Origin of the sequence: Acinetobacter sp. 10FS3-1 (assembly GCF_013343215.1) — a bacterium.
Classification (GTDB): Bacteria; Pseudomonadota; Gammaproteobacteria; order Pseudomonadales; family Moraxellaceae; genus Acinetobacter; species Acinetobacter lwoffii_C.
Genome location: NZ_CP039143.1, coordinates 747,505 through 762,556, shown reverse-complemented (window position 1 = coordinate 762,556; position 15,052 = coordinate 747,505). Strand labels below are relative to the sequence as shown.

Sequence of the window (15,052 nt, the reverse complement as noted above, 5' to 3'; positions counted from 1 at the left end):
AGATGACCCATCCGCCGAACCAGCTCTCGCCCTATTTCAGCTTACAGCTAGAGAGCTTGCGAGGCATCAGTGCGATAATAGTACTATTTAGTCACTGCTTTCAGGCCTTTATCGCCCCTTTTGATCTCAGCCTGTATTCCTGGGTGCGTCTGCTGGGTCAGGCCGCAGTCATGATCTTTTTTGTACTGAGTGGCTATTTGATCGGCACTTCCATCCAGAACCATTCCCGACGCTATGGGCAGTTTAATGTACGGCATTATGCGCGGCAGCGTTGTCGCCGGATTTTACCACCTTTTCTGTTTGCTTCTGCTTTAAGCTTGGTTTTATATATGCTGGCGCCTTGGTTTTTTGCTTCACAAAGCCATCATTTTCAGAACAGTTTTAGCATGATGATCCGGACTGACTATGACATTACAGCTCCAGATTTTATCGCTTCGCTGCTGTTTCTGAATGGCTTTATTGGCCCCACCGTATCTGCCAATGCACCCCTCTGGAGTCTGAGTTTTGAAGTCTGGTTCTATGTACTGGCCGGATTTCTGCCTTTTCTGAAAACCTCTGAACTCGCCAAAATCGGCTTTCTGCTTCTGTTCACTACGCTGTCGGTGTTGAATATCCAGTTTCTGTTTTATTTTCTGCTCTGGCTGACAGCATTCGCCAGTGCACACCGTCATCTCCAGCTCCATTTTTTAGACCGCTTACAAGCCATTAAATCCGCCCTGTTAGCTGTAGCCTTCATCATTGCCTGTCTGGATGCCTATCAATTTCAGGTGATTGAACAAACAAAATTTTACGCCACGCATTATTTTGTGCCTTTTAATATTTGCATCGGGCTGGCCTTTGTCTGCTGGCTGGTGCAGCTACAACAGCAGCAGAGCTGCTATCATCCGGTCTGGGTGCAATCTGCAAATTTTTCTTATACACTCTATGTCACCCATTTTCCATTACTGTTATTTATTTTAGGGGCTGTGCCTGCAACGCTGGCCTATGGTCTCGGTGGTGCTGTATTAGCGCTACTCGGCAGCATGTGTGGCTTAATCCTCTTTGCCTGGCTCATGGCCAAATGGCTTGAACCACAAAGAAACCAAGCGTTATCCAATACCCTGCAATAACGCTTTTTTTTGCCCAAAGAATCTGACCGGCTTTATTCAGCCTTTTTAGGACGCGCACCAAACAGCGCTGTTCCGACACGAACCATGGTAGAGCCAGCTGCAATCGCTTCGGTCATATCGGCAGACATGCCCATACTCAAAGTATCCCAGTCCTCAGGATGGGCATGCTGAGCCTTTACCACATCAAATAAGGCTTTGGCATCTGCAAAGGCCCGGGTATTTTCAGGGGCAGGAATCACCATCAGGCCGCGTAAGCGTATATTCGGTAATAGGCTGATCTGCTTCACCAGTTCGCTAAGTTCTTCAGGCTGACATCCATCCTTACTGTCCTGTCCGTCAATATTTACTTGTAGACAAATATTCAGTGCCGCTTGAGAATCGCGACGCTGATTGGATAAACGTTCGGCAATAATCAGACGATCCACCCCATGCACCCAGGCAAAATGTTCTGCCAGAGGCCGGGTTTTATTACGCTGTACATGTCCAATAAAATGCCACTCAATGTCCAGCGCTTTTAGAGCCGTGATTTTTTCCAGCGCTTCTTGCAGATAGTTTTCACCAAAGGCCTGCTGTCCGGCCTCATACATCTGCGCCAGGATAGCGCTTGGCTGAGTTTTGGAGACCGCCAAGAGTTGTACCGAATCCGGTTCACGTCCGGCCTGGGTACATGCGCTCTGAATCTGAGCTAAAACCTGATTTCGTGACTGTTGCAGCATATTCATTGATGAGGTTCTCATTTTGTCCTGATTTTTTTTCCTTGCTCGCCAACTAAGGGTTGGTTAAGCTGACGGAAAGCCTTATTATTCTAGCAAAATAAATAATATTTTAATGAAATTGGGGACCTGATGGATATCACAGAACTGTTAGCCTTTTCTGCTAAAAATGGTGCGTCAGATTTACACTTATCTGCCGGCTTGCCGCCGATGATCCGTGTAGATGGTGAAGTACGTCGTATTAACCTGCCTGCACTGGAACACAAGGAAGTACACAAGCTGGTTTATGACATCATGAACGATAAGCAGCGCCGTGATTATGAAGAAAACCTGGAAACTGACTTTTCTTTTGAAGTTCCAGGTGTGGCCCGTTTCCGTGTCAACGCCTTTAACCAGAACCGTGGTGCTGGTGCGGTATTTCGTACCATTCCTTCAAAAGTCCTGACCCTTGAAGATTTAGGCATGGGCCAGATTTTTAAAGATATCAGTGAATATCCACGTGGCCTGGTACTGGTCACCGGACCCACCGGCTCAGGTAAATCAACCACCCTTGCCGCCATGCTCGATTATATCAATGATAACCGTTATGACCATATTCTGACTGTTGAAGACCCCATTGAGTTTGTACACCAGTCGAAAAAATGTCTGGTCAACCAGCGTGAAGTCCACCGTGATACGCACGGCTTTAATGAAGCACTGCGTTCAGCACTACGTGAAGACCCGGATATTATTCTGGTCGGTGAGATGCGTGACCTTGAAACCATCCGTCTGGCCTTAACTGCGGCAGAAACCGGTCACCTGGTCTTTGGTACCCTGCATACCACCTCCGCAGCCAAAACGATTGACCGTGTGATTGACGTCTTCCCGGCCGAGGAAAAAGACATGGTACGTGCCATGCTATCAGAGTCTTTACAGGCAGTTGTTTCACAAACCCTGCTCAAAAAAAATGGTGGTGGTCGTGTGGCAGCACATGAAATCATGATCGGTATTCCAGCAATCCGCAACCTGATCCGTGAAAATAAGATCGCGCAAATGTACTCTGCGATTCAAACAGGTGCCAACTATGGAATGACCACACTGGATCAAAGCCTAAAAACCCTGGTTTCCAAAGGGATCATCAGCCCGCAAGTAGCACGTACAGCAGCCAAACAGCCTGAATCATTCTTATAAAAAACAGTTCATTATATTGGGGGCTTGAGCATGGACTTTAATGGCTTACTGAATTATATGGTAGAGAAAAAGGCCTCGGATCTGTTTATTACAGCCGATGTCGAACCTTCCATCAAAATTAATGGCCAGATTGTGCCGATTGGTTCGGTAAAATTACCAGGGGCTGCGGTGGGGCAACTTTTAAACTCCATCATGACTGAAAAACAGCGCAAAGAGTTTGCAGAAACCCGTGAATGTAACTTTGCGATCAGCAATCCGGACAAGACTGCGCGCTTTCGTGTCAGCGCTTTTCAGCAACGCGATCAGCCGGGCATGGTCCTGCGCCGGATTGAAACCGTAATTCCCACCATGGACCAACTGAAGTTGCCACCGATTCTTAAAGAACTGGCAATGACCAAACGTGGCATCATCATTTTTGTAGGGGCCACTGGTACAGGTAAATCGACCTCACTGGCCTCGCTAATTGGCTACCGCAATGAAAATTCCAAGGGCCATATCATTACCATTGAAGATCCGATCGAATTCGTCCATCAGCATAAGGGGTGTATCATCACCCAGCGCGAAGTCGGGATTGATACAGACTCCTTTGAAATCGCCCTGAAAAACACCCTGCGTCAGGCACCAGATGTGATCCTGATTGGTGAGATTCGTTCCCGTGAAACCATGGACTATGCAATTGCCTTTGCCGAAACCGGCCATCTGGTCTTTGCGACCCTGCACGCCAACAATGCCAACCAGGCCATTGACCGGATTATCCACTTCTTTGAAGCAGACCGTCATAGCCAGCTGTTTATGGATCTATCCTTAAACATGAAGGCCATCGTGGCGCAGCAGCTGATTCCAACAGTGGATGGAAATGGTCGTCGGGCAGCCATCGAACTTCTGATTAACTCTCCTCTGGTGGCAGACCTAATCCGTAAAGGTGATGTGCATGAGATCAAGGACCTGATGAAACGCTCGCGCGAGCTGGGCATGCAAACCTTTGACCAGGCACTTTATGATTTATACAAAGCCAAACAGATCAGCTATAAAGATGCCCTGAAACATGCGGATTCACCAAACGACCTGCGTCTGCAAATTAAGCTGTCTGAAGAAGGCGGCGAGCATTTATTGCGTGCCAATTCCAATATCACCTTTGATGGTCAGAGCTGATCATTTAAGAGCCATAAAAAAAACAGGCTTCTTATGAAGCCTGTTTTTTATTTTAAGCTGAACCGGGATTATTTTTTACGGTAAGCTTCCTGACATTCAGAGGCATCACAATAACCGTATAAATTAAGCGAGTGACCGGTTAGCTCGAAGCCGAACTCCTGAGCCACGTCATGCTGCTCTTTTTCAATAGTATCATTAATAAATTCAACAACTTTGCTACAATTCACACAGACCAGATGGTCGTGATGGTCTTCCTGCATAATTTCGAAAACGGAATGATTGTTTTCAAAATTATGACGTTCAATAATTCCCGCGGCTTCAAATTGCGTTAACACACGATACACAGTTGCAAGACCGACATCTTCTCCCTGTTCGAGTAAAGTCTTGTAAATATCTTCCGCACTAAGATGATGCTGTTTAGAGTTTTCTAATAATTCTAATATTTTAATTCGTGGAAGGGTGACTTTCAGTCCAGCTTTTCGTAAATCTTGGTTTGAAATAGGCATGTAAAAAGGTCTCTCAACAAAATCAAAGTTGGAATATAGGCAACAAAGTTTAGATGCAGTATGATCTATCCTTGGATCAAATGCATCATAATTAATTGGGATAGTGTAGCAAAATGCAAAAACTCATGTTGACGTTATTCGTCACCTCACTGCTGGTCGGCTGTTCGGCATTAGGTGTCTACAAAGTAGATATACCGCAGGGTACTCCTCTCACTCAAGCGCAGGCTTCCAAAATCCAGGTGGGAATGAATCACCAACAGGTACGTTTCTTGCTCGGCAGCCCAACGGTGACAGATCCAATGAATCCTTTACGCTGGGACTACATCTACAACTATACCCCGGGAACATATGCCAAAAAGGCCAAGATCCCAGCCGCCCAAGGCCAGCATTTAAAAATCTACTTTAATGAATCTGGGGTGGTGCAGCGGATTGAAGGTCTGGAAACAATTCCAGCATCTCAACCCGGTTTACCAGGTTCTAAAGAAGCAATTTTAAACGCACCTCCACTATAGTCGGTTTTTCATAAAAAAGCCCCTGAATTTTCAGGGGTTTTCCGATTAACTCAATTGATCTATCAAATTACCAGCAAATACACCGAATCAGTCGTCAGTTCCTAGGAAGATGTCTTGAGTTGCTTAAAACGGTTTCCCTTGGCATAACGGCCCACCGGATTTTTCTCTGCACGTTTACGGCGTATATCCTTGGGATTAATGGTCAATACACGATAAATTTCTACACGATCCCCGGCAGCCAATGGCTGCTGCTGATTCTGCAAACGCATTCCAAAAATTCCCAATACCAGCGGCTCAGGCAAAGTAGCCTGCTGTGCAATTCTACTTTGCTGAACAGCATCCAGCGCAGTCATTCCAGCCTGAAAAGGCAATGCAATATGAAACTGCTGTTCCGGGGTGGCATAGGCCACCCAGACCATGGTCTTACTCATCACACCCACTGTCCGATCACAGCCAGCAATGCAATGATGATAGAAAGCGGCAGGACGACACGCACCGCAATACGCCAGATATTATAAAAAGCTTCATTGCTGAAATTCATAGACTTACGTAAATGACTAATCTTCATGATCCAGCCCGCAAAAATGGCATAGATCAGACAGAGGAGCAGCCCCCAGATAATTAACAAGCCATTAAACACCGGAGCTGTATTTGGAATAAGCCAGATCAGAGTCGCTACACTTAGAATCAGCCATTGCATGGCGATATTTAGCTGACGTTGTTGCAACTGCTCACGTGCCATTTGCAGTATAAATGCGGCAGCAGCCACAATTGCTGCGCACAAGGTCAAAGCTGAAATTTGTGCCTTAACAGCAAAGAAAGCAAAGGCCACCACGGCCAGCAATTGTGCGATCCAGATTGGCAGTACAGTTTTAGTTGCAACAGATTGCTCTTTTACACTTGCAAGGCTGGACTGCCAGTACAGTCCCATTCCCAGACCACTGGCCACCAAAGCCAGTACCGTTGCATTGCCCCACTCTGAAAATTCAATTGGGGTAATTTGCCAGGCAGGTAGTGCCGTTCCCTGTATATGGGCAAAGGCCAGCGAAGCCAATACCCCGATGGTACTCAGCAGCAGTAAAATTTGACGGGGAAGCAAAGAGAGCGCCAACGCGAATACGGCAAGGCCTGCAAACAGTATTTGCGGCGCAACGTCAATCGCCGCAACGCTGAGTAAACCACTGGCGTTGTTGAGCATGGCACCGGCTAAAAATGGAATAAAGATCACGCCAAGCCAGCCAACAATACGCCATTTTTGTGATGCATCCGCTTCCCGGGTCAAACTTGACAGCGCTTGCACGGCGGTGGTTTTAGAGCGTTTGGCTAAGGCAATTTCCAAATAGCAAACGGGAAGCGCCAGAATCAGCATGGTGCCTAACCAGAGCATCCAGAAATCCAGCTGACGATCAGTCTGTATACCTGTTATCGGTGCGAGCGTCGCGATGATAATAAACGATAAACAGAAAGCCATCAGCGGTGATAACCATTTTGACATAGCTTTGTCCTGCATGATGCATTCCTATAAAAACCTAGCGCTATTTTGCCTTGTGAGGCCATGAAAATCAAAAACAAAAAAGCAAATCACCAAGACAGTGATTTGCTGCGCGAACTTATTATTAGAATTTTAATTTTTTTTATCTCAATCTATGCGGAGTTCTTCCAGATTATGAGAAGAAACGGGCAAACCAGTTTTTACCTTTTTTCTTTTCTTTCTCTTTCAGAATCCCGATCATATTTTCTTTGACTGCCCCCACATAATCGGCATCATCATGCTGAATATGGTTAATCAACCATTTAGATAATACTTCATGCAATTCCGCTTCAATCGAATGCCCCATTTCAAAACGGTCACGATAAGATTCGATTTTTTTAATAAACAGGTCATGTACACGTTTATGTGGTACACGATATTTATAACCTGCTTCTTCTTGCAGAGATTCTTCGAAAGTAAAATGTGATTGGGTATAATCAATAATATTTTCCAGAACCTGTTTAATCCGATCACGATCACTATCGGCATCTAGGTCATCAATCTCATTGATATAATCAAGAATGCGTCTATGCTGATCGTCAATCACATCGATACCAGTATTATAATCTGGAATCCATTTCATTTTCATTACGACCACCTATTCATATTAAGGATTTATCACATAAATACAATCATATAGGGAATACCTATAAATAAAAATCAAGTAAATTAGTCGGCTTTCGGTATTATCGCGAACTATTAACACAAACCCTTGTTTCTTATAACTAATACATTTTAAACCCGACCAAAATCATAAAGTATTTTTTAATCAATCCATTGGTTTTTAATATTATATTTTTCATTTTATTGATAAAAAAACAGGAGTAACTCCACTGCTGTCCCATAGTTTGCTTTAAATAAAAAAACCTGAGTCCTAACAGTTAAAATATGAGTGCAAACAAACACTTTAACGACCAGGATTCAGGTTTTGTCACATCAGAATACCGTATTTCATGAGCTAATTAAACCTGTTGTGCGACAGGATTTTGAACAACTTGCTAAAGTACACCATGTTGGACAGAAATTTAGAGCGGCTTCCCGGTGGGATCAGTTTATTGCCATATTGATGTCTCAATTCTCTTGTAGGCAAAGTCTGAGAGATATTCAATCCAATTTGGAGTGCCAACAGGAAAAGCTAAGTCATCTCGGAGCAAAGTCTATTCCCCGAAGCACGCTGGCACGAATCAATGAGCAGCAGCCTGCTACCTTGTATCAACAGCTATTTTACAAGTTGCTTAAATACTATGAACACTCAAAAGTAGCTCATAAATTTCGCTTTAAGAATCCCTTGTATTCCTTGGATGCCAGTCATATTGACCTGTCGCTTTCCTTATGTGAATGGGCCAAAGTTCACGACTCAAAAGCCAGCATGAAACTCAGTATAGGATTGAATCACAGCAATGATATTCCTGAGTTTGTTGCAGTTGAAAATGGCAAAGAAAATGACATGGTACAAGGCCGCAAATTCCAGTTTCCTGCTGGCAGCATTGTAGTTTTTGATAAAGGCTATGTCGATTACCAATGGTATGCAAATCTGACTGCTCAAAACATTGGATTTGTCACACGTTTTAGGCCTAAATCTGTGTATCAGGTGATCCAGCAACATCCAGTGCTTGAATCCAAAGGTATTCTAAAAGATGAAACCATTCAGCTGAATAGCGCACATGCCCTAAAAAGAAAAGCCCCAGTGTTAAGAAGAATTGAATATAGAGATCAGCAAAGTGGCAAGCACTTTAGCTTTCTCAGCAATAACTTTCATTTAGCCGCCTCCACCATTGCGGCGATTTATAAAGATCGTTGGAAAGTTGAGCTGTTCTTTAAGGCGATTAAGCAGAATCTCAAATTAAAAGCGTTTCTAGGCCGCAGCAGGAACGCAATTCAGACACAAATCTGGATTGCGATGATCGCCTATTTATTGGTGAGTTTCGCTCGACATTTAGGAAAAACAGGTTGGACAGTTCAACGTTTACTCAGAATAATTCAAGTGAATTTGTTTGAAAGAAGAACTTTAAAAGCTTTATTTTCACCCGATAAAATACCCATAAAACAAGAGGAAGCTCAAATGAGCTTCCTCTTGTGAAAAATTGTGGGACAGCAATGGGAGTAACTCCTGTTTTTTTAAAATTTATTCTTGAAGATACTTTTAAATATCTATATTTATCCATATAAACGAATTATCTACAGACCCCTAATATAAATCAGCTTTAGTCATTCGCTTTAAAGAAGGATCCAGTCTTTCACGTTCTAAACGCGCAATATGGGTCACTTCAGACCGAACTCTGGCGCCATCCCGGAACAGAATCATTTCCCCCGGCTGAAATGCTGTCCACTGCTCATTTTGGGTCAAAGGTTCCGTGGTAATCACAGCGACCCGGTCTTCAGGAGTAGTCACCTGACTAAAGTCCACTTCGACATCAATATCAATCAATTGGGCAGGTTTAAAAGGATATTCCCGCACCAGCCAGTGTAATTTGGTTACCGCATAGCTAAACAGGGCTTGCCCATTTGACAGGCAGAAGTTAAAGGTTCCATGCTCGGCAATGGGTGGTGAGATTTCAAGCAATAAATCAAAAATCTGATCCAGCTTTGGTTCGTGGTAGCCAAAACGTTTGACCAGCTGATCCAGCAGATAGCAAAAAGCATACTCACTGTCGGTATTGCCCACGGGTGTAAAGCGGCCACTCAGCTCGGGAGAAAAATGATGTAAATCACCATTATGGGCAAAAATCCATTGCCGCCCCCACAGCTCACGGCTAAAAGGATGAGAATTTTCCAGGCTGATTTTACCTTGGGTCGCTTTACGGATATGCGCAATCACATTACGGGATTTAATCGGATAATTGCGAATCAGCTCAGCAATCGGTGACTCGACAGCAGACTGGTTATCGACAAACAGACGACAGGCTTTATCTTCAAAAAAAGCGATTCCAAAACCATCCGAATGATCGGAAGTAATACCTGCACGCTGGGAGAATCCACGAAATGAGAAGGTAATATCTGTGGGAGTCGCACAGTTCATTCCAAGCAATTGGCACATAGTCTTGGTTCAGCTGTTGGTTAATTCAGAAAAGTTATTGTGCATGACTCCTCAGCGCATTTCAAATATCTCTTTTAGATCAGCGCTGTAATGCTCTGCAGCACTGCATTGACAGAAAGCGGGATATATTATTGTTTTATTGAGCCATGCACTTTCGATCTCTAAGCATTCAAAACCTGAAGGTTCGAGAATTTGCCCAGTTTGGCTAAAACATAGGATCAAAAAGAGCCTCAAGGGAGGCTCTTTAAAATTTTAAAATAATGTCTTAAGCACAATGTGGCTTAGAACGGTTGGTAATCAAGGTTCCTACCCCGTGATCGGTAAAAATTTCCAGCAAGCTGGCATGTGGAACACGGCCGTCGACGATATGCGCACTGACCACTCCACCTTTGACTGCATCTAGAGCGCATCCAACTTTAGGAATCATGCCACCATAAATCACCCCGGTTTCGATCAGGCGATCTACTTCCTGTGTGCTCAGACCAGTCAGCAGTTTTTTATTTTCATCCAGTACACCGGTGATATTGGTCAGCAGGATCAGTTTTTCCGCCCCCAGGGCTTCTGCGACTTTGCCTGCCACCAGGTCGGCATTAATATTGTAAGTATTGCCTTCTTCATCTACGCCAAGCGGAGCAATCACTGGAATAAAGTCGCTGTTGGTAAACATTTCTAGGACATCGGTTTTTACCCCAACGACTTCGCCGACCAGTCCGAGATCAATTTCCTCAACCGAGCCATCATCTGCCGTTTTTTTCATGAGCAGCTTTTTGGCGCGCAGCAGATTCCCATCTTTACCGGTCAGGCCAATTGCCCGGCCACCGTGCTGGTTAATTAAATTCACGATAGATTTATTGACACTACCGCCCAGCACCATTTCAACCACTTCCATGGTCGCCGGGTCTGTCACACGCATCCCATCAATACGGTCAGATTCACGCCCAAGCTGTTTTAACATGGAATCCACTTGTGGACCGCCCCCATGCACCACCACCGGATTCAGGCCGACAGTTTTCAACAAGACGATATCACGGGCAAACGAACTTTCCAGCTCAGGATCCGTCATTGCGTTACCGCCATATTTGACGACTAGAGTCTTTCCTGTAAAGCGTTGGATATACGGCAAAGCTTCTGTCAGAATTTGTGCTTTGTCGATGCCGGTCTGCTGATTTGGCATTCGCCTCTCCTTATTGAGCATCTAAAATGTCTTGCGCGATTTCTGGATAACGGTCCCGCAACATGCTTACAAACAGATGACGGATTTCATTCAGACGCTGAGCACTGCTGGCGTCAAAGCGTACTGTAAAATATTCACCTGTATTGGATGCCCGAATGATGCCAAAACCGTCCTCAAAATCAAGACGTATCCCATCAATTGTAGTCATTTGTGCATTGAATTGTTGAGATTGCTGCTCGACAAGCTCTAAAAGCTCACTAGCCTGAATATCACGGGTCGCAATATAGAGGTCTTCTGTGCCATAGCGTTTGGGATAGGCCTGTAATACCTGAGCGAAACTTTGTCCCGTCTGGTCAAGATATTCTATGACGCGTAGCGCAGCATATAGCCCATCATCATAGCCGCAGCCCCGTCCGTCATTAAATACATAATGACCGGCATATTCTCCCCCAAAAACAGCCTGATTCTGGGAATGAGCCAAATATTTACGTAAAAAGGAACTTCCCGTGCGGATCATCACTGCTTCACCGCCTAGCTCCTGTACAGTATTACGAACCAGGGTCGAACATTTCACGTCATAAACAAACTGTTTTGCTTCTGAACCGGTCAAACAGATTTTGGCAAATAAGCACAGCAACTGATCAGCACTAATGATATTTCCCAGCTCATCTACCAGAACCACACGATCCCCATCACCATCCAGGGCAATTCCTATATCGGCTTGTTGCTGAATAACCGTCTGATACAATGTTTTCAGATGTGCTTCCTGAGAAGGGTCCGGCGCATGATCCGGAAATTCACCATTCGCCACACAACGCAAAGCCGTCACCTCACAACCCAGCTTTTCCAGTACCAGCTTGGCACAGCGACCGGCCGAACCATGCAGGCCATCCAGTACGACTTTAAAATTTTTCTTTAGCTGAATATCTTGCAAGATTGCATACTGATATGGCAGGCAAAATTCTGGCGCTATCAAGTGGGGACGTTGAGGGATGTTGGCAAGTTCGCTGTGGCAATGCTGTTTAGCCAGTTGCGCCACATTTTGAATCATCTGCGGGCAAGGCGGTTCACCGGAAATAATCCATTTAATTCCATTATCCTCTTTGGGATTATGGCTGGCCGTTACCATCACGCCATTACCGTCGAACTGACGCGCCGTAAAATACAGCATCGGGCTGGAACAGCAACCGATAATGGTGGCTTTTATCGAATACTGACCAAAAATACGTTGAAGAATTTCGGCAAAGGCGGGGCTGCTGATCCGGGCATCATATCCAATTGCTACCCGAGTCTGTGCAGCAGCACGATATTGCTGGGCAAGGCCATGGGCAATCGCGTCAATTACACCCGTACTAAGTAAACTCACTTTCCCCCGGATGTCATAGGCACGAAAAATATGCAGAGGAAATGGATGATTCATAGATCCCATATAATCTTCTTTTTACTATCAATTTAATGCTGGCAGGATAAAATAATGATTTAATCATTATGACTTTAAACAGTATTGTTGTTTTAAGACTGCATACTTTTAGCTCATTTTAATGTAACAATCAATTATACAAATATAGTTATTCAGCTTTTATAGAGGGAATTATATACAAAAAAGTCTAAAAAAATATTTTTAACCTGAGTTCGATGAAATCCACTTAGCCTTTTAACATATTTTGGAAAGTTGGCTTATTGGGATTCAAACAATAAGCCACTACAGCAGCCATGATATTCACCATGAAGTTATTTACCGAACGATGACGTGAATGTTCAAGTTGATGTAAATTTTTTAATTGATCATTCACTGTCTCTATTAATCCTCTTCTGCAAAGCAATTGTTTTTCTTCTTCTGTTTGGATAGGTTTGTTTTTCATATTCCGACGTGATGGGGTCAATATTTTCAGTCCTCTTGCTGCTAAAACTTCGGCTTTTGCTTTGCTCAAATAGCCTTTGTCTCCGAGTAGGATCCCTTTTAATTCTTGAGTTAAAGAATCTAATATAGCAACATCATGAACATTTCCTGATGTCAGTTTGAGGTTAATTATTTCACCTAAATTATTGATAACCAAATGTAATTTAAAACCATAAAACCACCCCGTACTACTTTTTCCACGACCTGCCAAACCTTTAAATACACGATGCCTTTTAATCCGAAGATTATGGCAAACTACCAATTTAGTGGAGTCAATGATACTGATTCCCGTATCTTTTCCTTTTACTTGATGGAAGAAACTACTCAGAGCCTGCAAACAACGGGGCATAATTTCAATAAATCGGTTGTAGCTAAGCAGTTTAGGAAAAGCAGATTTCCAGAATGGAACGATCATTTGGCAATAAAAATATTTGAAGAATCTAAACCCGGATTGATGAAATAAAATGACAATGGTCATTGCTTCAGACAAGCTTAAAGCTGACTTTTTTAGCCTGGATTTTTGATCAGAAATTAAAGCTTTCTCTAAAGATTTATTAAATTTTTTGCAGAAATCATCCAAAATACAAAATAATTCGGTAATATGATCCATTGAAAAGCCTTGTTTTATAACATTTTGTCTTGATAACCAATATGTTACAAATACAAGGCTTTTTTTTATACTCTTTTTTATATCGAACTCAGGTTATTTTTAGTAAACATTAGACTTCTTTCATAAGTCATTTTTTACTCAGTTCTAAATTATAGATTCCCGCAATTAGATTGAATCTTAATCCTAGTCTTTTGCCTCGATTGCGATATCGTTCGGCAAGGATCTTGAAAGTTTTCAAACTGCCAAATACATGCTCAATCCCAATTCTTCTTTTATTGATTTCCTGATTATAGGTTTTTAATTCAGGATCCAGTTTACAACGCTTCTTTGCTTTTAATGGCAACAAGCTATTTGGATACACTGTATAAATTCCCTGATAACCCTTATCTGCAAGGATAAATGCACCTGCAGGAATCTGATTCGAGTTACGTTTGAAGAGTTCGAAATCATGTACGGCACCACGACTCGTACATAAACTCAGGATTTTTTGAGTTTGATAATGAATGATGGCCTGTACTTTGAAGGTGTGGGTCTTTTTCTTGCCGCTATAGCTTTTCTTCTGTTTTTTTAGGCCTTTGGATTGGAATTTCTGTGGCATCTACAATCACCACATTCCAGTCAATGCCTTCGCCTTCAGGCAAATGCTTGGGTAAATTAAATAAATTGGACTTGATTAAGCAGTCCTCTACATGACGTACGATTCTTGAAGCAGTGGGCTCTGACACGCCATAACTCGTCGCAACGTGAAATAAGGTTCGGTATTCCCGCCAATAACTTAAGCACAGGAGGATCTGATCCTCTAAGCTCAATTTAGGTGGTCTGCCTTTGGCAGGAACATGCATCTTCAATTGCTCAACCATTAAATCAAAGGTTGACCATGAGATACCGGTGTATCGCTTGAACTGTGTTTCAGAAAGCTTCTTTGAATCGATGTATTTCATCCGCAGATTATGCATGAATATTGAAAATTCCTCGGTACAAATAAGCAGCAAAAAGTAGATCGTTTTTTGATTTATGAAAGAGATCTATTTTAAGGTTTAATTAAAAGATTTTGATCAGCAATATATTGAGATATATGTTTATTGATTTTTTTGACCATAAAATGATCTGGTTAAAACAATTCACCAGATCATTTTATTTAGGTCATTTAAGCCTGACCGGTGTGACCAAAGCCACCGGCACCACGTTCAGTGGCTTCAAATTCATTGACCAGCTCAAACTGCGCTTGAACCACCGGCACCAACACATACTGGGCCAGACGCTCACCTGGCTCCAGACTAAAGGCAGTTTGACTACGATTCCATACCGATACCATCAATTCGCCTTGATAATCTGAGTCAATCAGCCCCACAAGATTGCCTAGTACAATCCCGTGCTTATGGCCTAGACCTGAACGTGGCAGAATTAGACCCGCAAAAGCCGGATCTTCAATATAAATGGACAGGCCAGTTTTTACCAGAACCGTTTGTCCCGGCTCAATAAGAGTGGTTTCTTCCACACAAGCACGCAAGTCCAATCCAGCCGAACCAGTTGTTGCATAGGTCGGCATTGGCCATTCTTGCCCCAGACGTGAATCAAGGACTTTTACCTGAACTTTCATGAATTACTTTTCCTGTGACGATCTATTAAAAACTAAGT

Annotated in this window: 17 protein-coding genes; 5 read left to right on the top strand and 12 right to left on the bottom strand. The window is 43.3% G+C overall.

Annotation, left to right across the window (positions count from 1 at the left end; all coding sequences use genetic code 11):
- The first annotated feature begins 2 nt into the window (after positions 1-2).
- The gene (locus E5Y90_RS03550) at positions 3-1,109 is read left to right on the top strand and encodes an acyltransferase family protein (protein WP_174659425.1); all 1,107 of its coding nucleotides are present in this window, start codon (positions 3-5) and stop codon (positions 1,107-1,109) included.
- Positions 1,110-1,141: 32 nt separating this feature from the next.
- On the opposite strand, the gene E5Y90_RS03545 is transcribed toward E5Y90_RS03550, so the two are convergent.
- Positions 1,142-1,831, bottom strand: a complete 690-nt coding sequence (locus E5Y90_RS03545; RefSeq protein ID WP_174659424.1) for a YggS family pyridoxal phosphate-dependent enzyme — start codon at positions 1,829-1,831, stop codon at positions 1,142-1,144.
- Positions 1,832-1,954: 123 nt separating this feature from the next.
- Between E5Y90_RS03545 and E5Y90_RS03540 the strand changes: the two genes are divergently transcribed.
- Both E5Y90_RS03540 and E5Y90_RS03535 read left to right on the top strand, forming a co-directional pair.
- Positions 1,955-2,992 carry a type IV pilus twitching motility protein PilT gene (locus E5Y90_RS03540; protein WP_151203744.1) on the top strand — a complete coding sequence of 346 codons (1,038 nt, stop codon included), beginning with the start codon at positions 1,955-1,957 and terminating at the stop codon, positions 2,990-2,992.
- Positions 2,993-3,022: 30 nt separating this feature from the next.
- Positions 3,023-4,144 (top strand): PilT/PilU family type 4a pilus ATPase, encoded by a 1,122-nt coding sequence (locus E5Y90_RS03535; RefSeq protein ID WP_151203742.1) that lies wholly within the window; start codon positions 3,023-3,025, stop codon positions 4,142-4,144.
- Between the two features lie 68 nt (positions 4,145-4,212).
- Here E5Y90_RS03535 and fur read toward each other — a convergent pair whose 3' ends face one another.
- Positions 4,213-4,650: a ferric iron uptake transcriptional regulator gene (fur, locus tag E5Y90_RS03530; protein ID WP_151206576.1), complete on the bottom strand. Its 438-nt coding sequence runs from the start codon at positions 4,648-4,650 to the stop codon at positions 4,213-4,215.
- A gap of 113 nt (positions 4,651-4,763) precedes the next feature.
- Here fur and E5Y90_RS03525 point away from each other — a divergent pair, with 113 nt between their 5' ends.
- Positions 4,764-5,162, top strand: coding sequence for an outer membrane protein assembly factor BamE (locus E5Y90_RS03525; RefSeq protein ID WP_151203738.1), 399 nt, complete (start codon positions 4,764-4,766; stop codon positions 5,160-5,162).
- A 101-nt stretch (positions 5,163-5,263) separates the two neighbouring features.
- On the opposite strand, the gene E5Y90_RS03520 is transcribed toward E5Y90_RS03525, so the two are convergent.
- From E5Y90_RS03520 to E5Y90_RS03510, 3 genes are all read right to left on the bottom strand, one after another.
- Positions 5,264-5,593, bottom strand: coding sequence for an RnfH family protein (locus E5Y90_RS03520; RefSeq protein ID WP_174659423.1), 330 nt, complete (start codon positions 5,591-5,593; stop codon positions 5,264-5,266).
- The gene (locus E5Y90_RS03515) at positions 5,593-6,672 is read right to left on the bottom strand and encodes a hypothetical protein (protein ID WP_174659422.1); all 1,080 of its coding nucleotides are present in this window, start codon (positions 6,670-6,672) and stop codon (positions 5,593-5,595) included. The genes E5Y90_RS03520 and E5Y90_RS03515 overlap by 1 nt, the downstream gene beginning before the upstream one ends.
- A 154-nt stretch (positions 6,673-6,826) precedes the next feature.
- The gene (locus E5Y90_RS03510; RefSeq protein ID WP_151203732.1) at positions 6,827-7,282 is read right to left on the bottom strand and encodes a bacteriohemerythrin; all 456 of its coding nucleotides are present in this window, start codon (positions 7,280-7,282) and stop codon (positions 6,827-6,829) included.
- Between the two features lie 339 nt (positions 7,283-7,621).
- On the opposite strand from E5Y90_RS03510, the gene E5Y90_RS03505 reads away from it, so the two are divergent.
- A complete protein-coding gene (locus tag E5Y90_RS03505) occupies positions 7,622-8,773 on the top strand; it encodes an IS4-like element ISAbe18 family transposase (protein WP_096901158.1) in 1,152 nt (383 codons plus the stop codon).
- Between the two features lie 108 nt (positions 8,774-8,881).
- Here the strand turns inward: E5Y90_RS03505 and E5Y90_RS03500 are convergent, their stop codons facing one another.
- From E5Y90_RS03500 to dut, 7 genes are all read right to left on the bottom strand, one after another.
- Positions 8,882-9,730, bottom strand: a complete 849-nt coding sequence (locus tag E5Y90_RS03500; protein ID WP_151203730.1) for a class II glutamine amidotransferase — start codon at positions 9,728-9,730, stop codon at positions 8,882-8,884.
- A gap of 265 nt (positions 9,731-9,995) precedes the next feature.
- Entirely contained in the window at positions 9,996-10,904 is a 909-nt protein-coding gene (argB, locus tag E5Y90_RS03495; protein WP_151203728.1) for an acetylglutamate kinase, read from the bottom strand.
- Positions 10,905-10,914: 10 nt separating this feature from the next.
- Positions 10,915-12,333: a phosphomannomutase/phosphoglucomutase gene (locus E5Y90_RS03490; RefSeq protein ID WP_174659421.1), complete on the bottom strand. Its 1,419-nt coding sequence runs from the start codon at positions 12,331-12,333 to the stop codon at positions 10,915-10,917.
- Positions 12,334-12,550: 217 nt separating this feature from the next.
- Entirely contained in the window at positions 12,551-13,414 is an 864-nt protein-coding gene (locus tag E5Y90_RS03485; protein WP_174659411.1) for an IS982 family transposase, read from the bottom strand.
- A 127-nt stretch (positions 13,415-13,541) separates the two neighbouring features.
- Positions 13,542-14,012: a transposase family protein gene (locus tag E5Y90_RS03480; RefSeq protein WP_174659420.1), complete on the bottom strand. Its 471-nt coding sequence runs from the start codon at positions 14,010-14,012 to the stop codon at positions 13,542-13,544.
- Positions 13,960-14,370, bottom strand: coding sequence for a transposase family protein (locus tag E5Y90_RS03475; RefSeq protein WP_174659419.1), 411 nt, complete (start codon positions 14,368-14,370; stop codon positions 13,960-13,962). The genes E5Y90_RS03480 and E5Y90_RS03475 overlap by 53 nt, the downstream gene beginning before the upstream one ends.
- Before the next feature lie 191 nt (positions 14,371-14,561).
- On the bottom strand, positions 14,562-15,014 hold the full coding sequence (gene dut, locus E5Y90_RS03470) for a dUTP diphosphatase (protein WP_151203724.1): 453 nt from the start codon (positions 15,012-15,014) through the stop codon (positions 14,562-14,564).
- Between the last annotated feature and the right edge of the window lie 38 nt (positions 15,015-15,052).